The 23,707-nt window shown below is 58.9% G+C and carries 23 protein-coding genes; 6 read left to right on the top strand and 17 right to left on the bottom strand.

Features of this window, described 5'->3' with window-relative positions; genetic code table 11:
• The first annotated feature begins 8 nt into the window (after positions 1 to 8).
• From KGB24_RS13545 to KGB24_RS13525, 5 genes are all read left to right on the top strand, one after another.
• Complete coding sequence (locus KGB24_RS13545) at positions 9 to 725, top strand: response regulator transcription factor (protein WP_008025429.1); 717 nt, start codon at positions 9 to 11, stop codon at positions 723 to 725.
• Entirely contained in the window at positions 722 to 2,239 is a 1,518-nt protein-coding gene (locus tag KGB24_RS13540) for a sensor histidine kinase (RefSeq protein WP_223414573.1), read from the top strand. Before KGB24_RS13545 ends, KGB24_RS13540 begins: the two co-directional genes overlap by 4 nt.
• Positions 2,240 to 2,291: 52 nt before the next feature.
• The gene (locus KGB24_RS13535) at positions 2,292 to 2,792 is read left to right on the top strand and encodes a hypothetical protein (RefSeq protein ID WP_223414574.1); all 501 of its coding nucleotides are present in this window, start codon (positions 2,292 to 2,294) and stop codon (positions 2,790 to 2,792) included.
• 166 nt (positions 2,793 to 2,958) lie between these two features.
• Positions 2,959 to 3,663, top strand: coding sequence for a hypothetical protein (locus KGB24_RS13530; RefSeq protein WP_223414575.1), 705 nt, complete (start codon positions 2,959 to 2,961; stop codon positions 3,661 to 3,663).
• Positions 3,664 to 3,884: 221 nt separating this feature from the next.
• Positions 3,885 to 5,315, top strand: coding sequence for a PLP-dependent aminotransferase family protein (locus KGB24_RS13525; RefSeq protein WP_223414577.1), 1,431 nt, complete (start codon positions 3,885 to 3,887; stop codon positions 5,313 to 5,315).
• A gap of 32 nt (positions 5,316 to 5,347) precedes the next feature.
• On the opposite strand, the gene KGB24_RS13520 is transcribed toward KGB24_RS13525, so the two are convergent.
• The 10 genes from KGB24_RS13520 to KGB24_RS13475 form a co-directional block, all read right to left on the bottom strand.
• Positions 5,348 to 6,148, bottom strand: a complete 801-nt coding sequence (locus tag KGB24_RS13520; protein ID WP_223414578.1) for an N-acyl homoserine lactonase family protein — start codon at positions 6,146 to 6,148, stop codon at positions 5,348 to 5,350.
• A 13-nt stretch (positions 6,149 to 6,161) separates the two neighbouring features.
• Positions 6,162 to 7,121: a diiron oxygenase gene (locus KGB24_RS13515; protein WP_223414579.1), complete on the bottom strand. Its 960-nt coding sequence runs from the start codon at positions 7,119 to 7,121 to the stop codon at positions 6,162 to 6,164.
• 67 nt (positions 7,122 to 7,188) lie between these two features.
• Positions 7,189 to 7,947, bottom strand: coding sequence for a TauD/TfdA family dioxygenase (locus KGB24_RS13510; protein WP_223414580.1), 759 nt, complete (start codon positions 7,945 to 7,947; stop codon positions 7,189 to 7,191).
• A 21-nt stretch (positions 7,948 to 7,968) separates the two neighbouring features.
• Positions 7,969 to 8,841 carry a branched-chain amino acid aminotransferase gene (locus KGB24_RS13505; protein ID WP_008045173.1) on the bottom strand — a complete coding sequence of 291 codons (873 nt, stop codon included), beginning with the start codon at positions 8,839 to 8,841 and terminating at the stop codon, positions 7,969 to 7,971.
• 24 nt (positions 8,842 to 8,865) lie between these two features.
• Complete coding sequence (locus KGB24_RS13500; protein ID WP_223414581.1) at positions 8,866 to 10,206, bottom strand: KamA family radical SAM protein; 1,341 nt, start codon at positions 10,204 to 10,206, stop codon at positions 8,866 to 8,868.
• 31 nt (positions 10,207 to 10,237) lie between these two features.
• Positions 10,238 to 10,882 (bottom strand): glutathione transferase, encoded by a 645-nt coding sequence (gene yfcF / locus KGB24_RS13495; RefSeq protein WP_223414593.1) that lies wholly within the window; start codon positions 10,880 to 10,882, stop codon positions 10,238 to 10,240.
• A gap of 206 nt (positions 10,883 to 11,088) precedes the next feature.
• Positions 11,089 to 11,556 (bottom strand): cupin domain-containing protein, encoded by a 468-nt coding sequence (locus KGB24_RS13490; protein ID WP_223414582.1) that lies wholly within the window; start codon positions 11,554 to 11,556, stop codon positions 11,089 to 11,091.
• Positions 11,557 to 11,638: 82 nt separating this feature from the next.
• Positions 11,639 to 12,136 (bottom strand): RidA family protein, encoded by a 498-nt coding sequence (locus KGB24_RS13485; RefSeq protein WP_008025407.1) that lies wholly within the window; start codon positions 12,134 to 12,136, stop codon positions 11,639 to 11,641.
• A 49-nt stretch (positions 12,137 to 12,185) separates the two neighbouring features.
• Positions 12,186 to 13,466 (bottom strand): biotin carboxylase, encoded by a 1,281-nt coding sequence (locus KGB24_RS13480; RefSeq protein WP_223414583.1) that lies wholly within the window; start codon positions 13,464 to 13,466, stop codon positions 12,186 to 12,188.
• Positions 13,467 to 13,508: 42 nt separating this feature from the next.
• On the bottom strand, positions 13,509 to 14,609 hold the full coding sequence (locus KGB24_RS13475; protein WP_008043746.1) for a hypothetical protein: 1,101 nt from the start codon (positions 14,607 to 14,609) through the stop codon (positions 13,509 to 13,511).
• Positions 14,610 to 14,757: 148 nt separating this feature from the next.
• On the opposite strand from KGB24_RS13475, the gene KGB24_RS13470 reads away from it, so the two are divergent.
• On the top strand, positions 14,758 to 16,176 hold the full coding sequence (locus tag KGB24_RS13470) for a PLP-dependent aminotransferase family protein (RefSeq protein ID WP_223414585.1): 1,419 nt from the start codon (positions 14,758 to 14,760) through the stop codon (positions 16,174 to 16,176).
• A 266-nt stretch (positions 16,177 to 16,442) separates the two neighbouring features.
• Here KGB24_RS13470 and cyoE read toward each other — a convergent pair whose 3' ends face one another.
• From cyoE to KGB24_RS13435, 7 genes are all read right to left on the bottom strand, one after another.
• Positions 16,443 to 17,330: a heme o synthase gene (gene cyoE, locus KGB24_RS13465; RefSeq protein WP_008025400.1), complete on the bottom strand. Its 888-nt coding sequence runs from the start codon at positions 17,328 to 17,330 to the stop codon at positions 16,443 to 16,445.
• Between the two features lie 11 nt (positions 17,331 to 17,341).
• Positions 17,342 to 17,677 (bottom strand): cytochrome o ubiquinol oxidase subunit IV, encoded by a 336-nt coding sequence (gene cyoD / locus KGB24_RS13460; protein ID WP_008025399.1) that lies wholly within the window; start codon positions 17,675 to 17,677, stop codon positions 17,342 to 17,344.
• On the bottom strand, positions 17,678 to 18,304 hold the full coding sequence (locus KGB24_RS13455; protein ID WP_008010573.1) for a cytochrome o ubiquinol oxidase subunit III: 627 nt from the start codon (positions 18,302 to 18,304) through the stop codon (positions 17,678 to 17,680). It lies immediately after the preceding gene.
• Between the two features lie 3 nt (positions 18,305 to 18,307).
• Positions 18,308 to 20,338 carry a cytochrome o ubiquinol oxidase subunit I gene (gene cyoB, locus KGB24_RS13450; protein WP_008025397.1) on the bottom strand — a complete coding sequence of 677 codons (2,031 nt, stop codon included), beginning with the start codon at positions 20,336 to 20,338 and terminating at the stop codon, positions 18,308 to 18,310.
• Positions 20,339 to 20,341: 3 nt separating this feature from the next.
• Positions 20,342 to 21,286 carry a ubiquinol oxidase subunit II gene (gene cyoA / locus KGB24_RS13445; protein ID WP_008025394.1) on the bottom strand — a complete coding sequence of 315 codons (945 nt, stop codon included), beginning with the start codon at positions 21,284 to 21,286 and terminating at the stop codon, positions 20,342 to 20,344.
• Between the two features lie 828 nt (positions 21,287 to 22,114).
• Entirely contained in the window at positions 22,115 to 22,624 is a 510-nt protein-coding gene (locus tag KGB24_RS13440) for a disulfide bond formation protein B (RefSeq protein ID WP_032828589.1), read from the bottom strand.
• Positions 22,625 to 22,859: 235 nt separating this feature from the next.
• On the bottom strand, positions 22,860 to 23,636 hold the full coding sequence (locus KGB24_RS13435; RefSeq protein ID WP_008025389.1) for an ABC transporter substrate-binding protein: 777 nt from the start codon (positions 23,634 to 23,636) through the stop codon (positions 22,860 to 22,862).
• Between the last annotated feature and the right edge of the window lie 71 nt (positions 23,637 to 23,707).

Below are 23,707 nucleotides of genomic sequence, written 5' to 3'. Positions count from 1 at the left end.
TGAGCTTGATGGAACCGACCAAACGCGTCCTCGTGGTCGAGGACGACCTGCATATCGCCGACCTTATCTGCCTGCATCTTCGTGATGAGCAGTTCGAGGTGGTGCACTGCGCCGATGGCGATGAAGGCATGCGAATGCTGCAGCAAGGGAGCTGGGATGCACTGATCCTCGACCTGATGCTGCCGGGCGTCGATGGCCTGGAAATCTGCCGGCGCGCCCGCGCCATGGCCCGCTACACACCGATCATCATCACCAGCGCGCGCTCAAGTGAAGTGCACCGGATTCTGGGGCTGGAACTCGGTGCCGACGATTACCTGGCCAAACCCTTTTCCATGCTCGAGCTGGTCGCCCGGGTCAAAGCGCTGTTGCGGCGGGTCGACGCCATGGCCCGCAACCTGAAAATGGACGCCGGCAGCCTGATCACGGACGGACTGGCCATCGATCCGATCACCCGCGACGTGTCCCTTGACGGCCGCCGCCTCGACCTCACGCCACGGGAGTTCGACCTGTTGTATTTCTTCGCCCGCCAGCCCGGCAAGGTGTTCTCGCGCATGGACCTGCTCAATGCGGTGTGGGGTTACAGTCATGAAGGCTACGAGCACACGGTCAATACCCACATCAATCGCCTGCGCGCGAAAATCGAGGCCGACCCGGCACAACCGGTGCGCATCCTCACGGTGTGGGGCCGTGGCTACAAATTCGCGGCCAGGGAGGAACAGCCATGAGGCTGACCCTCACCCAGCGGCTGTCGCTGGTGTTCGCCGTGCTGTTGCTGGTGTGCTGCGGCACCTCGGCATGGATGCAGGTGCGTTCCAACCAGATGCATGAGCAGGAAGTGGTGCAAGGGCTGTCGCGGGATCTGGCCCAGCACATCGCCCGTGACACCGTGCTGATGGACACCCAGGGCCTGATGCCCAATGCCGTGCGTGACCTGTTCAGCAAACTGATGCTGGTCAATCCCAGTGTCGAGGTCTATCTGCTCGACACCGAGGGCAAGATTGTCGGCAGTGCCGCGCCCGAGGGCCGGATTCATCGACAGCAGATCGACCTCGTGCCGATCCAGCGCCTGCTCAAAGGCGATGCACTGCCGATTCTCGGCGACGACCCGCGCAGCGTCGATGCGCGCAAGGTGTTCAGCGCCGCGCCGCTGAAAGTTGACGGCAAGCCGGCTGGTTATCTCTATGTGGTGCTGCTCGGTGAGGACCACGATCGCCTGGCTGAACGCGGCGCCACCAGTGCGGCGCTCAATACCGCCTTGTTATCGATCGGGTTGGTCGCACTGCTGTGCCTGATTGCCGGTCTCACCGCGTTTGCACTGATCACTCGCCCTTTGCGCCGACTGACCGAAACCGTCAGCCAGTTCGACATCGATGGCGTCCCGGCCACGCCTCCTGAATCAGCACCGGTGGAAAAAAACGCCAGCCACGATGAAATTGCCATTCTCGACGCCACCTTCCGCCAGATGCAGGCGCGCCTCAGTGAACAATGGCGTTCGTTGACCCGCCAGGATCAGGAACGCCGCGAACTGGTGGCGAACATTTCCCACGACTTGCGCACGCCGCTGGCCTCCCTGCACGGTTATCTGGAAACCCTGTCGCTCAAGGACGCCACGTTGTCCCCCGCCGACCGCCGCCGCTACCTCGGCATCGCCCTGGATCAAAGCCGCAAGGTCGGAGGTCTGGCGCAATCGCTGCTGGAGCTGGTGCGCCTGGAACATGGTTTTGTGCAACCGGTGCTGGAGCGCTTCTCGCTGACAGATCTGGTACAGGACATCTTCCAGAAATTCGAACTGACCGCCGAGGCGCGTCAGGTCGAATTGAAAGCCAACTTTGCCCCCAACGTTGCAGCCGCCTGTGCCGATCTGGGGCTGATTGAACGGGTGCTCACCAATCTGTTCGACAACGCTCTACGCCACACTGCCCAAGGTGGGGAAGTCGAACTGAGCCTGCGCCCTCAAGGGGCTTTCGTCGAAGTCACCGTCAGCGACACCGGGCCCGGCATCGCGCCAGAACTGCGCGAAGGGTTGTTCCTGCGCCCGTTCAACATTGGCGGGGCACGGCGCGATGGCGGACTCGGGCTGCGAATCGTGCATCGGATCCTGCAACTGCACGGTCGCGATATCCAGCTGATCGATGTGCCCGGCCGCGGTGCAACGTTCCGCTTCACACTGCCGGTTGATCAGCAAACCGCAGAGCAATGGGCGGTGCGGTCGATGAATCTGAATTCACCGGGGAAATAGTCGCCGCAACCGCTATGATCCCGACTTCACTTTTCGGCAAGGACGCTGCTCGATGCTCAACACCCTGGAAAATACCCCGCTGTGGGTTTATGCAATATTTCTGCTGCTCTGTTACTACGGCATCAAAGCCCTGTCCCCGACCCGTGAAAGCAAGTTTTCACTGCTGATCACACCGCCGATTTTGTTGGGCTGGTCGCTGTATTCGTTGAATCTGACACCCGACTTCTCACTCTCAATCAGTTGTTGGCTGGCTGCGGTGATCGTGGGCAGCGTCGTCGCACTGGTGATTTTTTCGCGCAAGGGTGTCGAGCTGGATAAAACGCAAACCGGGCTGATCGTGCCGGGCACGACAAAAACCCTGGTGCTCTACCTGCTTTTTTTCGCTGTTAACTATTACTTTGGCTACCAGGCCGAGGTTGATCCGCAGCATTCGGCCACGCTGCCGATGGTGTTGCTCAAGGCCTGTGCATCAGGCTTTTCGAGCGGTTTGTTCTGCGGACGCTCATTCCGGTTTTATCAAACGTTCCGCTCCCTGAAGCCCGCCATCCTGTAGGAGCCATCGCCAGCAAGCTGGCTCCTACAAGGTGGTGGTAGCCAGTTCTTTTGTCCGCTCGCCTGTTCACCCGTGACAACGCCGCGCAGGTCCAATAGATTAGGCGGCCTGAAAAAGCCCTGTGCTTTTTCGCCCCAATTCAAGTTAAAGAAGTAGTGAAATTTCAATGTCCGATTCCAATACCGCTGAATCCGTAGTCACCTTGTCGTCCAAAGCGGAATACGAAAACTCCATCAATCTTTCACAGCACGTGCCCCAGGCCAAGACCATCGCCGAGATGGTGCTGGACGCTTTCCAGTCCACCCGGGAAAGCGACCAGATCCGCGAGCTGCGCGCCGCGATTCGCCAGGCCCACGACCGCTTCGACGACGATAAAGCCTATGAATTGATGGGCGAACTCAAGCAACTCAAGGACGCAGAGGCGGCCGATATCGCGGCCCTTGAAGACCTGAGCAGCAAATTCTCGATCAGCCGGATCCTTTCCAGCTTCAAGGACGATCCTGCGTTTCAGGAGATCGTCTACGGTTTGGCCCTGAAAGTACTGAACCAGACGCATCAGGCCATCAGCAACCCAACCAGTGGCAAGAGCAAAACGGCCCGCGCCAAGAAAGATGTCGAAGTGTTCACCATCAGCAAGGACGGCATCAGCGTCACGCTGCCGCTGCGCACTCCGCGTTCGCGACTCAACGTTGACCGTGAGGCCCTGGAGTTCCTCGGCTTTACCTTTGTCGGCGAAGGCGATGAAGCAGAGCTGGAAAGCGAATCGTTCCTGGACAGTAGCGGAACCGAACACGCCGTTAACCGCAAAAACATCATCACCGCGCTTCAGCAGAAAACCGCGTTCGATGGCTACAGCATCGCCGCGCAGTAACACTTCCCGCTCAGCAGCGCCTCAAGCGCCACTGACCTAAAAGCCCCGCCCTAGAGCGGGGCTTTTTATTGCCCGCGATTCCGGCAAAAGCGCGATTACTCTCTGTGTATCGACGCCAGAAAAAAACTTCCCTTAACCCTTGAGCACCACGGGTCCGCCTGCGGGGAACGTCAACTTTCTTTCCAGCCCAAGACCTCAGTGGTGCGATTGCTGAGGTCATCATGCACCCGCCCCCCTTGTACCGTCAGTTAGCCAACCACTACCTCGACGCGATCCGTAGCGGCACCTTGAAAACCGGGGAACGCTTCCCCTCCATTCGGCTGATGATGGAAAAACACGCCGTCAGCCTGTCGACCGCGGTGCAGGTGTGCCGGGAGCTTGAGGACTATGGCGTCCTGGAAGCCCGTCCGCGTTCCGGTAACTACATTCGCCTGCCGGACACCTTGCCCAAACCGGTCGTGACCACAACGCCTGCACCCCTTGATACCGAGGTCTATCTCGGCATTCACGAGCAAGTGTCATCGGTGCTCAAGGCCAGCCAACGCGCGACGGTCAAGGTCAATTTCGCCAGCGCCTACTGCGCGCCGGAACTCTATCCGTTGAAGATTCTGCAAGACCATATGAGCAAGGCATTGCGTCAGGATCAGAAACTGCTGGGTGCGACAGGCCCGACCTGCGGCAACATCGAGTTGCGCAACATCCTTGCCCGGCGAGCGTTGACGGCAAAGGCCAACCTGAGCGCCGAAAAAATGGTGATCACCAACGGCGCGACCGAAGCGATCAACCTGGCCTTGCGTGCGGTGACCCACCCCGGCGACACAGTGGCCGTGGAATCCCCGACCTTTTACGGCCTGCTGCAAATTCTCGAAAGTTTGAACTTGCGAGTGCTCGAAGTCCCGGCAACGGCCCATTCGGGCATCAATCTGTTCGCGCTCGAACAGCTGTTGCAAGGCCCCGAACGGATTCGGGCGCTGATCGTCATTCCCAATCTGCAGAATCCGCTCGGCAGCATCATGCCCGACACCCACAAGGCGCGGCTGGTGCAATTGTGTGCCGACCACGGCACCGTGCTGATCGAAGACGATACCTACGGCGACCTGGTGGACACCGAGCAGCCGTTATCCACGCTCAAACACTGGGACCGCACCGACAACGTCATCTACTGCGCGTCGCTGAACAAAACGCTGGCGCCCGGCATACGCCTGGGCTGGATCAGCGCCGGGCAATGGCACGACCGCGTGGAAATGCTCAAACACACGCAGTCCCGAGGTTGTGAAGCGCTGTCGCAACTGGCGGTCAGTGCGTTCATGAAGACGCCGTCCTACGAACGTTACCTGCGCCGCTTGAGGAAAACGCTGACACAGCAGCGCCAGCAGATGAGTACGGCGATCACTCGCTATTTTCCACCGGGCACCCGCATCACCCATCCACAGGGCGGTACGTTGTTGTGGGTGGAACTGCCGGCTGAACAGGCGTCCATGGCGTTTTTTCATGCTGCGTTGAAGGTGGGCATCCAGATTTTGCCTGGGGATATCTTTTCCAATGCCCAGCGCTTCAGTCACTTCGTGCGGATCGGTTGTGGGGCGCCGTATTCGCCGAAGATTGATGAAGCGCTGGCGACCCTCGGCCAACTCCTCAAAAACCAATGCTGACACATAACCTGTAGGAGCCAGCTTGCTGGCTCCTACAAGGGATTGGCGTGCAGGCAGATGATGTGTGGGTCATCGTTCCAATGCGGGAAGCGCTCGGCGATCAGCGGGTCATGGCCGGGAATGACGTGGTCTTCGCCGTCGGCCAAACGGTCGATTTCGATAAACGCTTCCAGCGTCTGTGCCAGATCATCAATGATCGGAAACGGACTGCGCTGACGAATGTTCGCCCACAAATGCGCCGCATCCGACGCCAGAACAATCCACCCGCGTGCGGTGTTCACCCGCACCACCTGGCTACCCGGCGTATGGCCGCCCACCGGGTGCAGCGTCACGCCGGGCATCACCTCAACCGTGCCGCTATGCAAGCGCAATCGCCCTTCGAACAACGGTGGCAGCGCCGACATCACATCCTCGACCTCGTAGGTTTTGTTCACCGTGCGATGGGCCATTTTCGGACCGGTGCAGAAACGCAGCTCCGCTTCCTGCAAATGCACCGTGGCTTTCTGAAACAACCCCAGGTTGCCGGCGTGGTCCCAGTGCAAATGGGTGAGGACCAGGTTCTCGACCTGCGCCGGATCGATGTCCAGTTGACGTAGGGATTCTTCCGGCAGGCGATACATCTGACGGTTGCGCCGATCCGCTGTCGCGGGTTGAAAGCACGTGTCGACCACAATCACCTGCTGCTCATTACGAATGACCCAGAAGTAGTAATCCAGCGGCATCGACGCATTCGGATCACCGCAGCAGGCGTCGTAAAGAAAGTTCTCCCGGGCAGTGCGCTGGGCATTGGCGCCGACTCGGATGGCGAACACTTCGTACACAGGAACGGACATATTCACCTCCCGATCAGGCCACTTCAGCGGTTTTGAGGGTCGGACGGAAGTCGAAATCGATCTCGTCGCTAATCCCCAGATCCTGCGCCAGACGATGCAGGCCGCTGTAGTCGCGCATGATCGTGGCGTTCTTGTTGCTCTCCCGGGTGTCGGCAATGATCAGCGCCGCGTCCTCGACGCCGAGTTGCGTCAGAATCGCCTCCCACATCGAGTAGTCCTGAGCGACAAAGGCACTCAGCGCCACCGACAACGTCTGTGCGAAAAATGCCCTTTGAGGCGGCTGCATGTTGGCGTACATGACCTTCGCCACTTCCGCGAGAATCTTGCTGTGGGCATATTCGTCGCGGTTATGCAGTTCTGCCACGCGACGGTTTTGCGGTTGAATGGTTTGATCGTCGGCCAACAGATCGAGGTACGCGTTGACGCTGATCTCGGCCACTACCGCGAAGGTGATCGCCGCCAGATCGCGCTGCCACTGCTCGGGCAATTCCTCACGCAGCGCGGCAAGACGCAAATAGGTCACCGACGGCGGCAGGTCCAGATCCTGATCGAGCGCTCGATCCTCTTTGGTCCGCTCGATGGCCCGCAGGTGCATGAGCGTGTGGTAGTGCTCGTCGATCAACGTCTGCTGCATCGCTTCGCGAAAATGCCAGTCGTTTTTGCCCAGATACTGATTGGCAATGACGCTCAGCGCCGGGTTCACCACATGCTCTTCGGCCGTGACCGTGCGCAGGTTGTAGCCGATCCAGCCCCAGGTCACCACGGTGCTTTTGAGCTCGTCGCTCAGGGCCTGGAATTTCGGGTGATGGAAAAACGGCACCATGCACTCCGGGTAATCCGGGCGCGCCGGGTCGAACGTTTCGCTGACCGAGGTCTTGTCCGGTGCGCACACCGTGGCCCTTTTGGTCCAGGCCTGATTGAGCCGCACGACCAGTTGATGATCGACCTTGGCGATCTCGATTGCTGTTTGCATGACGCGATACCTGTAAGACGCGTACCCGCCGAGGGGTACGCCGATGGAGTTGTGGGCGACGGATGAATCAGGCCAGCCAGTAGCGGGTCAGGTTTCGCGCCGGGTCAGTGTATCGACTGCGGGCGTGGATCATTCGCCAATTGTCCCAAATCAGCATGCAGCCGTCGGGAATCAGCACCGGTGTGTTGTGCTGGATGAAATAGTCCTCGCCGAGCATCGCGAACCTGGCCAGTGGCGATGAGCTGTTCGTCACCTTCGATTGCTGCAGATCCTCCTCGGAAGGGTTCACATCGCCGTAGTGAAACTGGTTGTAGCTGAAGCGGAAAATGTCCCCGTCCTCTGTAGGCGTCAGGATGTATTCCTTGACCCGCGTTTGCGCCACTTCACCCGGTTTGGCGGTGGCCACGAACTCCACGGGCGTGTCGTCGATCCATTCGCGCAACTCGGGCTCCGTGCGTTCGAGGAATGCCAGAAACTCGATCCCGTCGACCAACCCGGTATGTCCGCCACCGCACGTGGCCTGATGATGACAATGCAGCGCCAGATAACGCGGCGGTGGCCCGTAGACCGGCGCTTCGGTGTGCGGTCCGATGCCGTTCATGCTCTGGGAGTACGGCAACGCTTCATACCCCGGTTTGCGGGTAATGGCGAAGGCCGTCTGCCCGTTGAATTGCGGAATGATCTGACCGAACGCCTGCAATGTGCCGACGACATCGTAGGCAAATTCGGCCGGGGTCAGTACCGTCCAGCCACGGGACGACAATTCGTCATGGCGGTGGCCCAGTGAAACGTAAGGTGTAGACGCAACAATCCCTTGATCTGACATGGTGAAGTTCCTGGCGGTTTATCAGGCGTTAACGGTTGAGGTGTAAGCGGCAATGAATTCGCGGCAGGCGTTGCCCGGTCGGTAGCGCTGCTCGTCGATGCTCTGCACGGGGGTGATTTCGGCGGCGGTGCCCGTCAGAAAACACTCATCGAAATCGCCAAGCTCCGTCGGAAGAATGGTGCGCTCGACCACTTGGTAATCCAGCGCCCCGGCCAATTCGATAACGGTCTGGCGGGTGATGCCATTGAGGAAGCAATCGGGCAGCGGCGTGTGCAGCGTCCGGTCCTTGACGAAGAACACGTTGGCGCTGGTGGCTTCGGCGACGTGGCCGCGCCAGTCGAGCATCAACGCGTCGTGAAAACCGTTGTTTTCCGCATCGTGCTTGCTGAGCGTGGCGATCTGGTAATGCCCGGACGCCTTGGCTTCGAACGGGCTGCTGCTGGGTGGCGGACGCCGCCACTGCGCGGTCTTCAAGCGAATGCCGCCCATGTGCCCCGCCGGGTCGAAGTAACTCGGCCATTGCCAGCAGGCGATCGCCACGTGCACGCGGTTGAAACGAGCCGAGGTCGAGATCATTTCACTGCCGCGCCACGCCACTGGCCGCAGATAACCGTCCACGACGTTGTTGCGTTGCAGCAGTTCATGACTGGCCGCTTCCAGTTCGGCCAGCTCATAGGGAATCGCGAAATCCATCAACTGTGCCGAGCGATACAGCCGCTCGCTGTGTTCGCGCAGCTTGAAGATCTTGCCGTTGTAGACGCGCTCCCCTTCGTACACCGTACTCGCGTAATGCAGGCCGTGACTCAGCACATGCAGTCGCGCCTGGGACCACTCGACGAACTCGCCGTCGAGCCAGATAAAACCTTCTCGCTGATCAAACGGAATACTGCTCATATCCTTATCTCCTGATGAATCGTCCTACGCCGTTTCGAGCAGGACCGGTATCAATTCGGGCGCTGCCACAGGCTCCGGCTGAAAGAAGAACGCACGTTCGCCAAACGCTGGCCGCAACTCATCGAACCAGGTCGCGTTCGGATCAAAGCGCGCATAGAACGTGCGCAATACCCATTGCGGATCCCGAGCCTGGAGAAACTGCAGCACGAAGACTTTTTCGCCGGCCACGGTCTCGATGCCGTTGATCAACACCTTGCCGTAGAAGGTGCTCATGGACGGCCCACGCACGGTGCGCGCCAGCCCGGACACCGTGCGGTAAGCCGCCTGGAAGATCTCGAACGCCCGCGCCAACGGCATCGCAAAGTAGTGGCTGGGCCCGGTATCGCGCTCGACGAACATGTAATAAGGCACCGCTCCCAGCCGCACGCCTTCAGTCCATAGTTCGGCCCAATCGCCGGGGTTTTCGTTGATGTGGCGGATCACCGGCGCCTGCATGCGCAACGTCGCGCCGGTGGAACGAATGCGTTCGACAGCCTGCCGGGCAATGTCCTGGCGAATCTCGACCGGGTGGTTGTAGTGCCCCATGACCGACAGGTTTTTCCCGGCCGCAACGATGCGTTTGAACAGATCCAGCAGCTGCGGCGCATCCTTGTCGCTGACAAACCGCTGTGGCCAATACGCCACGGACTTGGTGCCGATGCGGATGCTTTTGAGGTGCGGCAGCGCCAGCAGCGGCTCGATGTAACTGGCCAGCGAACGGGTGTTCATGATCATCGGATCGCCACCGGTGATCAGCACATCCGTCACCTCAGTGTGCACCCGCAGGTAATTCACCAGCTCCTGGGACTCACGCGCGTTGAACTTGAGCTCCTCTTCGCCGATGAACTGCGCCCAGCGAAAACAGAACGTGCAGTAGGCGTGACACGTCTGACCGGCACCGGGGAAAAACAGCACGGTCTCGCGGTACTTGTGCTGAATGCCCGGCAGGACTTTTCCGTCGAGGGTCGCGCCGTTGTGCGTCAGCTGACCGGCCGGATGCGGGTTCATGCGCAACCAGATTGCCTCGATCCGTCGCTTGATGGCGACGGCGTCATCCCGTTCGATCAGTTGCTTGAGCGACGCGTATTCGTCCGGTAGCAGCATGTCCTTGTGGGGAAAGGTCATGCGAAAAATCGGATCGTCCGGAATGTTGTTCCAGTCGATCAACGTGCCCAGCACATATTCATTGGTGCGAAACGGCATGACCCTGGCCACCACGGTCATGGCTTCCTGCAACGCTGGCGTCAGTTTCTGCCAGTACGGCGTGTCGCGAATGGTGCGTGAGTTGTAGGGTTTGTATCTTTCCAGCTCCGACGGTCCCTGCATGGCAGCGCTCCTGGTGATTGCCTGGCGTTAGTTACTGGATGGCCGGCGCTGCGCGCTCTATGTCCATCCATGCCCGAACGCTGTCGCGATCCCACTGCCGACGCACATAGGCCGCGAGCCGCTGAGGAACGCGGTCGCCATTGGCGAGCAGTCGGTTGAGCATGATTGCCAGGTCGGTGTCGGCAATGCTCCAGTCACCGAACAGGTGATCGGCCCCCTCCTCCAGCAACCGATCCGCGACGAAGAACAGCCTTGCGACAGCGGCCTGGGCGTCGTCCGACAACGGGGTTTCTTTTTTGCTGAAGTAGATGAGGTCCGCCGGGCGCTCTTTGCGAATCACCAACAAATCACTGCGCAACCAGGCCTGGAGTTGGCGGGCGCGAGCGCGCTGTTTGATGTCGAGCGGAAACAGTTTTTTATGCCCCGGCGCTATTTCTTCCAGGTATTCGGCAATGGCCGAAGATTCAGACAGTGCAAAACCATCATGAACCAGCGTGGGAATCTTGCAGGTCAGCGATACATCACGATAACTCGCCAGGTAGTTACCACGCGCCTTTAAATCCACCGTTACTAGTTCAAATGAAAGTTGCTTTTCTTTCAGCGCGACAAATGCCGACATTGCAAAAGCACTGACAAAATCTGCGCCAACATACAGTTTAAGCTTCGTACTATCCATAGAACGCTCCCTTGCACTAACCACAATAATCCGTTGCATTGGAATCGATCGTAGTTAGTTGGCCAGGTGCTGAACAGATACAGAAATTATCTGTTTCTACGGATACAGAAAGTCAAAACAGCCATGGCCTGCCTAGGTAGCAGAAATGAAAAAGGGAGTCTGCGCATGCGGACTCCCTGGTGGGCAAAACGGGAAGATTGAGCGTGTCAGACCGTGGCGTCTGCAGCATTGGAGAGCAACGCCATCTGGGGCATGTTGCTCATGTTCAGCATGGCCAGCGGCTCAGTGGCGCTGGTGTTGATGAAGCCGTGCCGGGTCCAGGCCGGCACCAGCAACACGTCGCCGGGGCTGATGTTCACTGCATCGGCATCGCCCAGGGTCAAGGTGCCGCTGCCGGACTGAATGATGAAAAGGTGCCACCACGAATGGGCATGACCGTCCAGTTCGGTGCCGGGGTTCAACCATTGCATCGACACCGCCATCCCTGGCGTCAACTTGCAACCTTCGCTGCTGTCATGGTGAGCCAGCGCGACAATATCGACCTCGCTGGCCGCAAGACTCTGGCGCATATCGGTAAGTTCATCGCCCTTCCACACCCGTGCACTCACCGGTGGACGGGTTAAACTCTGGCGAAAGTCCTTATATGAAAAAAAACCACCTTGAATGTTATTCATCCGTAAACACCGAGTTATGAGCGACTTAAGTGACCAGACACTAGGCGAACAATTGATCACTGTAAAGTCACTACACTAACACTCACAAAACCGAAGGTCTAAGCGCCACAATCATGTCAACTTCTACGGCGGCATTTTTCGGTAACTGATAAACGCCGACGGTGGTTCGAGTATGTTTGCCCGCATCGCCTAGCACATGGCTGAAGACATCCGATGCACCGTTGGCAACTTCGCTGAGGTCAACAAAGTCCGCCGTGGACTTCACGTAAACCGTGATACGTATCAGCGACTTTATTTTGTCCAGCGAGCCGATGGCATCAACGATCAAGGCCAGCCCGCGCATGGCGCTGATACTGGCGGCCGCTTGTGCATCGGCCAGGCTGAGCTCCAGCCCTACCCTGCCGGGGTAGCGGATTTCGCCGGTCATGCGCGGCACCAGACCGCTGAGATAGAGCTCATCGTGATGCCGAATCAGCGGCGCGTAATGACCACCCGCGGTGTTTTCGCCGTAGATGTCATAGTCCAGCTCTTTCGCCAGGGCTATAAAGCGCTCATCACAGGTCATTTTTTGCTCGATCATTGAAACAATCCTCTCAACTCAAAAATACCAAAACGCAGATCCGGAAGACTCAGCTCGCGACTCTCGCCGGGGCCGCCAGGCAAGTGACCTCGACACGTGATTCGATCGCGTCTGCCAGGCGCAGCAGGTTGTCGCTGAGCTGTGCGTAGTCTTCGCTGAACAACACGATGTGGCCGATAAACGAGGTGTTGTCCTTCACCAGTGCGGTGACCGAATCACTGAGGCGTTTGGTGTAAACGGCTTCTACCAGGTCGATGTTCAGGTCCCGGGCCAGGGACTCGATGTCCGGCACATAGCGCAGCAGGCCGCCGGCCGGCGCCCGGACCAGACGGATGCCGCAATAGCCCCGAGCGACGGGATCGCGCGGGTCGGTCTTGCCTTCCACCGCCCACCTGACCCAGCGCTCCCACGGATCGAAATCGACGAACGCCAGGCGGGCCAGGTCCCAGATGTGCATGCCGCCGGGGCGCATGTTGGTTTCCACCGCCGACGTCAGGCCGTCGCTGCGCAGGAACACCTCGTTGTGGTACGCGCCGTTATCCAGTGAGACCAACCCGGACATGTGTCGTCCGGCGGCCGCCAGTCTGGCTTGCACGTCTGCCGCCAGCGGTGCCGGCACCACTTGCTGGATTTCTGCGCGATAGGCGCCTTCGGTGGTGGTTTTCTCCGTGACCCACGTGCTGCCCGCAACGTAATCCCAGCTGTATTCCCGGGCGTTCTGGATCAGTTCTTCAAGGACGATGCCGCCCTCGCGATACGGCTTGAGTGCCTGCCACGCCTCGTCACATTCGGACGGATGATGGATGACCCGGCAGCCCCTGCTTGCGCCTTCGCAGGCCGGTTTGATGAAGGCTTTGCCGCCCAGCTCGACGACCCGCTGACGCAGCTCGGCAAGGGTTTCGATGCGTACGGAAAACACCGGACGATAATCTTCCGGCGAACGCTCGGCCGCCGCTTCCAGCTTGCGAAAGATTTGTTTGTCCAACCCCGCGCGCGCCTCGGCCGGGGTAATGCCGGGCAAGCCGTAATGGCTCGCCAGCGCCGCGCCGAGCAGCACGCCACGGTCGGAAAACGGCAGCACGCCGATCAGTTTCCAGTGATCGGCACTCAAGCAACCCGCCACCAGTTCCAGGGATTCGGTGACGTCTTCCGGCGCCAGGGACGTGCTGCAGACGTGATCGGCCACCTGATCGTCATCGGGCTGAATCTTCTCGACCAGCAGGATCAACCGGGCGTTGTAGAGCGTTTTGCAGAGTTCGCGCAGTTTCTGGATGTCGTGAACCCGATTGCCGTTGTACCCGACCACCACTACGCATGACGTCGTATTCATGAAGCCTCCGACCTGTGGAGTAAAAAACGCAAACGCGGTGACTCAGTCGTGCAGCGACGCGTTGGATCTACGGTTGAGCCAGTACCAGGCGAGAATGCCTCCCGCGCCGATGGCAGCCAGCACCAGGGCGCTATAGGGCGGCGGCATGACCCGCATGATCAGCACCGTCAGGCCGGCACCGACGCCCAGGGACACTTCCTTGACGAACATGTTGTTTTGTTTGACGGAGAAGTAATCGAGGTAGCTGAACGCACACTCGGCGATGGACAGCAGCGCGACCCAGATCAACGCGCCCACGAGGGTTTCGACGTGGAATGCGCCCGGCGACGAGAGCACCGCGAAGCCGCCGATGATGATCCCGATGACAGCGACCACTTTGAAGCGCCCGGTGCGCTCGATCAGTTTCATCACCGGCACCTGGGCGAAGACCACCACGGCACTGTTGAGGATCAGCATCAGGCCATACCAGGCCGGCAGTTCGCCGGTTTCGAGCAGGATTGCCTGGGGCAGGATCGAGAACACGCCAAACAGCTTGATGCCCATGATGATGCCGGCGATCACCCATGGCAGTTTGTTGCGCCAGCCGCTGCCGTCATGAGTGACCGGGCTGGCAACCACCGGTTGGGAGGTGAAGGTCGCGCCCATGGCAATGGGCAGGCACAGCAGGACGAAACCCGCCGCACCGAGGAAAAACAGGGTCGGGGTCAGCAGCGGCGAGAGCAGGATCAGCCCCGCCACCAGACTGCCCATGTTCATGGCGACGCGGTTGTAGGCCGCGCCCTCTTTGGTCTGGGCGGCTTCGCTCTTGATCAGGTAACCGGCAATCGCGATACCGTAGGCGAACAGCGCGGCGGCGAACATCACCATGCCCTGGTTGCTGGTGACCGCCAGCAACACCAGCCCGAGGGCGGCGCACAACAACGTGACGCTCAGGGAGCGGCGACCCAGCACCAATAACGTCAGCGGCAGCAGCAACAGCAACGCCCGATAACCGAGGGCGAGGATGCTGTTGGTGGCGGTGTCGAGCCAGACGTTGGCCTTGCCCAGCACGGCAAACAGCGACACGGCGGTGATGATCCGGATCGTGAACAGGCGAATATTGATCACCGGTTTAGCGACGGCGACCGTTGTTTGAACACTCATGCAACACCTCTGGAACCAGCGATTGTTCAGGCGTTCAGCGCGAACAATCAGGAAAGTCTGTAAGGTGATGGTAGAGAGAGTCGCTTGTTTTCATCAGAGCAAGTTCGTATAGAATCAAACGAACTTTACTGCCGGAGAGACCAGTAAAATGCAGGTTCAGCGTGCCGTGATCGCCGCTATCGAGTTCCAGCCGGGTGTGCCGCTGGTCCAGCAGATTGTCGATCAATTGTCGGTAGCGATCAGCCAGGGCGGGCTGCCTCACGGCTCGCGGCTGCCGCCGATTCGCGAACTTTCCGAGTTGATGAACGTGGGCAAGTCCACGGTGGTGGATGCGCTGGACCGCTTGCGCGCCAAGGGTCTGGTGGTTTCACGCCAGGGGTCGGGGCATTACGTGCACCGCTCCAGCACCACGCTCAAGACCGATGCCGGCCCGGACCTGCAACCTCAAGACACCCTCAGCGTGGTCCGCCGCGCGGTGCTGCAGGACAACGGCTCGCTGCGCCCCGGTGCGGGTTTTCTGCCGTCCTCGTGGCTACCGGCGGACGAACTGCTCAAAGCCGTGCGCGGTACCCTGCGCGCAACGTCCCTGCGCATGGGCGAATACGGCGTCGCCGCCGGTTACCTGCCGCTGCGCGAAGCGTTGCGAGTCAAACTGGCGACCCTGGGCATCGAAGTTCCGGTGGACCAGATCATCACCACGGCCAACACCGTGCAGGCCATCGACATGCTGATGCGCCTGCTGGTCAAACCCGGCGATACGGTGCTGCTCGACGATCCGTGTTACTTCACCATGCACACCAACCTGGCCCTGCATGGCGCCCGGGTCATCACCATCCCCCGTGGCGCGGACGGCATGGACCTGGACGCCTTCGAGCAATTGCTGATTGTCCATCGGCCCGTGCTCTACATGACCAATAACACCCTGCACAATCCGACCGGACACTCGTTCTCCCCGGCGCAGGTCTATCGCTTGCTGGAGCTGAGCCACCGTTACGGTTTTCACATCCTCGAAGACGATTTGTATTGCGACATGCAGCAACGAACGACCCCACGCCTGGCAGCGGGCGGGCTGGACAATGTCAGTTACGTCTCCGGTTTCTCCAAGACCCTGACGGCGAACAGTCGGGTCAGCTATGCGGTACTTTCGCCGCAACTGGCGGCGCGGATGGTTACCCTGAAAATGGCCTGCGGAGGCATGACCTCGGAACTGGCGGAGCAGATTATCTGCACGATGCTCAGCGACGGCAGCTACGCCAAACACACCCGGCGCACGGTGGATCGGCTTTACGAGGCGAGCAGTCGGGTGAGCAGTTGGCTGATGGAAGCCGGTTGCTCGGTGTCATCGCTGCCCCATGAAGGGTTGTTTATCTGGACGCGATTGCCCGAAGGGCATCATGCCGAAACGCTGGCGAGGAAAGGCCTGGACATCGACCTGGTGCTGGCGCCCGGCACCTTGCTCAGCAAAGCACCGGATGCCAGTCACTTTCTGCGCTTCAACGTGGCGCATAGCGACAACGTTCAGGTGCGGGAGCGGTTCTTTCGGTTGCTAGACACACCCAGTAAATAACTGACCGTCGCCATCCTGTAGGAGCGAGCGGTGCGGCGACCCGACTTGCCCGCGAAGAACGATAACGCTGTGTATCAGCCAGACCGCGTTATCGTTCTTCGCGGGCAAGCCTCGCTCCTACAAGGGTCTGTATTTGGTGCAACGCCGATCCATTGTAGGAGCAAGCTTGCTCGCGATGCAGGCAACTCGGTCCACCAGAATACGGGCAACAAAAAACCCCGCTCCTTCTCTCAAAGGGCGGGGTTTTTCTTTACAGCATCCGACGCTTAAGGCGCGTACGTCAGCAACAGCTCGGTCGGCACTTTGAAGTCCAGGGACATCATCACGCTCAACGCGGTAATGGTGAAGATCGAGAATACGAACAGCTTGCGTGCCCAGACCGTGTCATCCACTGCCTTGTAGCCGGTCCAGGCCATGTACAACCAGTACATGCCCATGGCCGCGGCGACGGCGAGGTAGCTCATGCCGGCATAGCCGCTGAAGGTCAGCATCAAGGTCGCCACGAGGAAGGCCAGGATGTAGATCAGGATGTGCTTCTTGGCCACTTGAATCCCGCGCTTCACTGGCAACACCGGAATCGATGCAGCCAGGTAATCGTTGAAGCGGAAGATCGCGATGGCGTAGGAATGCGGCATCTGCCACAGGCTGAACATCACCAGCAGCGTCAGTGCAGCCATGTCGAAGGTGTTGCTCACCGCGACATAGCCGATCACCGGCGGCATCGCGCCCGACAGACTGCCCACCAGCGTGCCGTGAACCGACTTGCGCTTGAGGTACAGGCTGTAGAAGCCGACGTAGATGACGAAGCCGATTACGGCGAACAGCGCAGCCAACGGATTGGCCACCTTGTACAGCAACGCAACGCCGGCAACACCCAGGACGGTCGCGAAGGCCAGGGCCAGTTTCAGGGAGACAAAGCCCTGCACCAGCGCCCGGTTCTTGGTGCGTTCCATCTTGATGTCGATGTCGCGGTCGATGCAGTTGTTGAACACGCAACCGGATGCCACCACCAGGGACGTGCCGATCATGGCGGCCAGGAAGATGGCCAGATCGACATGCCCTTTCGAGGCCAGGAAAAATCCGCCTGCCACTGAAAGCACGTTACCGAAAATGATCCCCGGTTTGGTGATTTGGATAAAGTGCTTCAAGGACATCCGGATTTACCTCAGTGCGCCATCATGTTGGTGTGGATGCTGAACATGATCCACAGCGACAGGCCAACCAGCAGGACGATCACGATCGCGGCGAACACAAACGCAATCACGTTGTTACGCTGCGCGGCCGAACGGTCCAGGTGGAGGAAGTACACCAGGTGCACCAGCACCTGGATCACTGCGAAGGCCAGTACGATCCACAGGGTCAAGGCTTTCGGCAGCGATGGGTACATCACCAGGCCGAAAGGAATGACTGTCAGGATGACCGACAGGATGAAACCGATAGCGTAGGACTTGACGCTGCCGTGGCCGGCGTCGTGGCTATCGTGGGAATGAGCGTTAGCCATTTACATAGTCCCCATCAGATAAACAACGGTGAATACGCAGATCCACACCACGTCCAGGAAGTGCCAGAACAGGCTCAGGCAGCTCAGACGGGTCTTGTTGGTCGCCGTCAGGCCGTTTTTCTGCACCTGGTACATCATGATCGCCATCCAGATCAGACCGCTGGTCACGTGCAGACCGTGGGTGCCGACCAGGGTGAAGAACCCGGACAGGAAGCCGCTGCGGCTAGGACCGAAGCCCTCGGAGATCAACATGTGGAACTCGTTGATTTCCATGCCGATGAAGCCGGCACCGAACAGGAAGGTCATGGCCAGCCAGCCCAGGACCTGGTTCTTCTTGCCCTTGAACAACGCCAGCATGGCGAAGCCGTAGGTGATCGAACTGAACAGCAGCAGAGCGGTTTCGCCCAGTACGTAAGGCAGTTCGAAGATGTCGTGGCCCGACGGGCCACCCGCTACGTTGTTAACCAGTACCGCGTACGCCGCGAAGATCGATGCAAACAGGATGCAGTCGGTCATCAGGTAGAGCCAGAAACCGAATACGGTCATCTCGCCCGAGTCGTGGTGATGGTCATCGTGCCCATGTCCATCGACATGGGTGTGTCCAGCATTGGTCACTAAGTTCGACATGGTTTAAGCCTGTTCCAACGAGGTTTCAACACGGGTGGCGGTGGCTGGAACTTTCCCGGCCGCTACCAGACGCTTGTGCTGCTCGGCTTCGATGCGCTCGATCACGTCGACCGGCACCATATAGCCTTGATCATCACGTGCAGCGTGGATCACGAAGTACACCACGGTGCCGATCAGGCCGAATGCAGCCAACCACCAGATGTGCCAGATCATCGCGAAACCGAACACGGTCAACAGAGCACCCATGACCACACCGGTCGCGGTGTTGTTTGGCATGTGGATCGGCTCGTACTTGGCCGGAGCCTTGTACGCAGTACCGTTTTCCTTGGCTTCGGTGAACGGATCGATGGTTTCCGCTTTTGGCAGGACCGCGAAGTTGTAGAACGGTGGTGGCGACGAGGTCGACCATTCCAGGGTGTGTGCATTCCACGGGTCGCCGTGTTCGCACATGTTTTCTGGCTTGTTGCGATCACGCACACTGACGTACAGCTGAATCAGCTGGCAAGCGATGCCGACGGCGATCATCACCGCACCGAACATGGCGACGTACAGGTACGGCACCCACTCAGGGTTGGTGGTGGCGTTCAGACGACGGGTCATGCCCATGAAGCCCAGTACATAGAGCGGCATGAACGCGACGAAGAAGCCGGTGATCCAGAACCAGAACGCTGCCTTGCCCCAACCTTCGTGCAGCTTGAAGCCGAACGCTTTAGGGAAGTAGAAGCCGAAGCCTGCGATGTAACCGAATACCGCGCCGCCGATGATCACGTTGTGGAAGTGCGCGATCACGAACAGGCTGTTGTGCAGAACGAAGTCGGCACCCGGGATGGCCAGCAATACGCCGGTCATGCCGCCGATGGCGAAGGTCACCATGAAGCCCAGGGTCCACAGAACCTGGCTGGTGAAACGCAGACGGCCCTGGTAGATGGTGAACAGCCAGTTGAATAGCTTCACCCCCGTCGGGATCGAAATCAGCATCGTCGCCAGACCGAAGAAGGCGTTGACGCTGGCACCCGAACCCATGGTGAAGAAGTGGTGCAGCCAGACCATGAAGCCCAGGATCGAGATCGCGCCCGAGGCGTAGATCATCGAGTGGTGGCCGAACAGACGCTTGCCGGAGAAGGTCGAGATGACTTCGGAGAAGATCCCGAACGCCGGCAGAATCAGGATGTAAACCTCGGGGTGACCCCAAGCCCAGAACAGGTTGACGTACATCATCGGATTGCCACCAAGTTCATTGGTGAAAATGTGGAAATCCATGTAACGGTCAAGCGTCAGCAGTGCCAGGGTAGCGGTCAGGATCGGGAACGAAGCCACGATCAGGACGTTGGCCCAGGTGCAGGTCCAGGTGAAGATCGGCATGTCCATCAGCTTCATGCCAGGGGTACGCATTTTCAGCACGGTCGCCAGGAAGTTAACCCCGGTCAGCGTCGTACCCAGACCCGATAGCTGTAGCGCCCAGATGTAGTAGTCCATCCCCACGCCAGGGCTGTATTGCAGGCCCGACAGCGGTGGATAGGCAACCCAGCCGGTCTTGGCGAATTCGCCGACGCCTAGGGACAGGTTGATCAGCACTACGCCGGATACCAGCAACCAGAAGCTCAGGGAGTTCAGGAACGGGTAGGCAACGTCACGCGCGCCGATCTGCAGCGGCACTGCAAGGTTCATCAGGCCGGTGAAGAATGGCATCGCCATGAAGATGATCATGATCACACCGTGAGCGGTGAAGATCTGGTCATAGTGTTCAGGCGGCAGGTAGCCAGGCGAACCCTCGGTGGCCATGGCCAGCTGGGTACGCATCATGATGGCGTCGGCAAAGCCGCGCAGCAGCATGACCATGGCAACGATGATGTACATCACGCCGATTTTCTTGTGGTCGACCGACGTCAGCCACTCGGTCCACAAGTAAGTCCACTTCTTGAAGTAGGTGATTGCAGCGAACAGCGCCAGACCACCGAGCGCGATCATGGCGATGGTCACCATCACGATCGGCTCGTGGAACGGGACCGCTTCCCAACTTAATTTACCAAACATCGTTTACTCCTCTGCCCCGGCAGCTGAATGCGAACTCATGTCCATCCCTTCCATGGCGGCCACTTCGTGCTCTTTCTTCTCGTGGTGCATCGGCTTGCCTGGTTTCATGCCTTCGTACTTGTCGACGATGATCTGGAACAGGTTCGGCGTGACCGAGGAGTAGAGCTCGACTGGGTTGTTCTGGCTTGGCTTGGAAAGGGCTTCGTATTCAGCTTTTTCAAGCTGTTTAGGTGCCTTTTTGACTTCGCTGACCCAGGCGTCGAAATCTTCCTGGGAAGTGGCGATAGCTTTGAACTTCATGCCGGTGAAACCCGCGCCGCTGTAGTTGGCGGAGATACCGTCCATTTCAGCGTTCTGGTTGGCGATCAGGTGCAGTTTGGTCTGCATGCCGGCCATCGCGTAGATCTGGCCACCCAGCGCCGGGATGAAGAACGAGTTCATCACGGAGTCCGAAGTCACCTTGAAGTTGATCGGCGTGTGTGCCGGGAACACGATCTTGTTGACGGTGGCGATGCCTTGCTCCGGATAGATGAACATCCACTTCCAGTCCAGCGCGACCACTTCAATGGTGATTGGCTTGACGTCGGAGACCAGCGGTTTGTAAGGGTCCAGTGCGTGGGTCGACTTGTAAGTGACATAACCCAGGGCAATGATGATCAGCACTGGAACAGCCCACACCGCGATTTCGATCTTGGTGGAGTGCGACCACTTCGGCGTGTACACGGCGTCGGTGTTGGACGCGCGGTATTTCCAGGCGAACAGGAAGGTCATGACAATGACCGGAACCACGACCAACAGCATCAGCAGCGTTGCGGTGATGATCAGGTTTCGCTCGTCCAGGCCAACCTGGCCCTTGGGATCGAGCAAGGTCATGTTGCAGCCTGACAGCAACAACGTGCCGATCAGCGGCAATAAGCCTAGTAGTCTGGGGTACCTGTTTTTACTCATCTCACGACCTCTAAAGCAGCTTGCGCAATGCAGTTGGGTTTTGATCGCCAACACTTCACCCTGCCAAGGGTTGGCATTTTCTTGGATTGAATAAGGGCCGCCCGTCGCGCGTCAGACGCTGCTCGACAATTCCTGGGCAAGCGGTGAGTTCTTATTCGAATTCGTGGTCAAAGGCCTTGTTACAGACCAATTCCATTTGGTGCGGATAGTTGGAAGGCACCGACACCAGAGGAGTCGCATGAAGCCATCCGGCCCCTCGACGTCCTATTGCTGCTCAAGCACCTGAAGCAGGGTGAGCAGTGCCGGGAATTCAGTGCGGGCGATTGTAGATATGTAACGATTCATAAACCATGTCTCATCCCGAAATAATTTTTATCCATTCCAGCAACAATCATTAACGGTTTTCGCAAAAGTGCGGCATCTTATCGAAATTCATTCTCAACAAAAACACCAAAATAAGTAGGGCTACCACGCGCAGTTCAGACAGTATCGAAAGCTCTACCTCTGCCCTCTACCCTGCCTAAGCCCCCATGTGACAAGGGCTCTGGCAATTTGCCAAGGCCTGTTAAAACTGCCTGTTCCAGGTTGAGAGCGCTAAAGCCTGCTGCGAAATCAGAAGACCATTTTCATTACGTCTACGCATACCAATCCGACACGCTGAAACGCCTTGCGACACTCGCGCTGTGACAACATGTCGCACATGCGCCGCACCCGTTCTTGTCGCGCATCAAGGTCTTTTTACCCGAGCCCTGAATGGCAAAACGCCCCGGCCCTCTCAACGAGGGCCGGGGCGTTTTCATGTGTTACGCAGCGATGCCGCGAATGACCTCAGCGCAGTGCCTTGCGGTTGCGCGAAGTGAGCAATGGCACCAGCACCACCACCAGGACAAAGGCGATCAACGCCCACTGCGCCAGCGACAGACCGAGGATCGGCGGGTACGGCGTGGAGCAGAAACCGTCGACCTGGAACCCCAGTGGGAAGATCTTCGCCAGCGGCAGACCATCGACTATCGGTTGCAACACATCGATGCCGCAGCTGACTGCCGGATAGAACTGGGTATAGACGTGATGCCCGGCGACGCCGACGCCTGCCAGGGCGCAGATCACCACCAGGGTTTCAAACACCGTGATGCTGCGGCGGGTGCGCATTGCCGCGCCGATGAACGCGAAGATCGCGATCAGCAACAAGGCATAACGTTGCAGGATGCACAGCGGGCACGGCGCCTCACCCAACACGATCTGCATGTACAGCGCGCCGCCAATCAGCGCCAGACAGATGATGCCCAGCAACACCAGGTAGCGCCGCTCACGGCCCAACCGCATCGTTTCCTCGCTCATTGCGTTTCCCTTCTAGATATCGATTGACCGGAAGTCTACACGCTGGCCCGGACCTTGGAGAGCCCGGGGCGTGTGGAATAGATGTCGGGGAATAAACGATAAGGTGGTTAAGAAGGGATTAAATTCGATCACTTTCCAGAGATTTGCATGATCCCACGACCGCATCGCCAGCAGGCTGGCTCCCACTTTTGAATGCATTCAACTGTGGGAGCCAGCCTGCTGGCGATGCGGCTGCTCAGTCACCGTAGATATCGGACTTGAAGTACTTCTCGGAAATCTTCTGGTACTCACCGCTGGCGCGAATACCGTCGATGGCCGTGTTCAGTTGGCTGACCAACTCGGCGTTGCCCTTGCGCACCGCAATCCCGGCGCCCTCGCCCACGTATTTCGGATCCTTGAGCTCTGGCCCGACGAAGGCGTAACCCTTGCCGCGCGGCATCGACAGGAAGTCATTCAGCGGGATGGTGTCGGCGAAAATGGCGTCGAGGCGACCGGCCGCCAGGTCCATGTAGATCTCTTCGTTGTTGCCGTAACGCTTGACAGTGATGCCCTTGGGTTCAAACACCTCGGTGGCATAACGGTCCGTGGTGGTCGCACGTTGCACGCCGACGGTCTTGCCTTTGAGGCTGGCGTACTGATCATCCACCACCGCGCCTTCCTTCATCACCAGTCGCGATGAGGTGAAGTAGTACTTGTGGGTGAAGTCCACCGACTTCTTGCGGTCTTCGTTGATGGTCATGGACGACAGCGCCATGTCGATTTTCTTCACTTTCAGGGAAGGAATCAGACCGTCGAACTCACCTTCGACCCAGACGCACTTGACCTGCATCTGCGCGCAGAGGGCATTGCCGATGTCGTAGTCGAAACCGACGATTTCACCTTTGTCGGTTTTCGACGCGAACGGTGGGTAAGCCGCCTCGATGCCGATGCGCAGGGTTTTCTCGGCGGCAAACAGAGTGCTGCACGCCAACAGGCTCAGGGCCAGACCGGTGATGAGGGGGAATTTCTTCATGTTCGTTCTCTCGCGGGTTGTTGTTGGTTTGGCAAGACAGAAGAAAGAGCAGAAACGGGGCACGCCTTTTT

Source organism: Pseudomonas sp. BF-RE-25, assembly GCF_019956105.1.
Classification (GTDB): Bacteria; Pseudomonadota; Gammaproteobacteria; order Pseudomonadales; family Pseudomonadaceae; genus Aquipseudomonas; species Aquipseudomonas migulae.
Note: the sequence above shows the minus strand (reverse complement) of the source record. Positions and strands in the feature narration are given on the sequence as shown.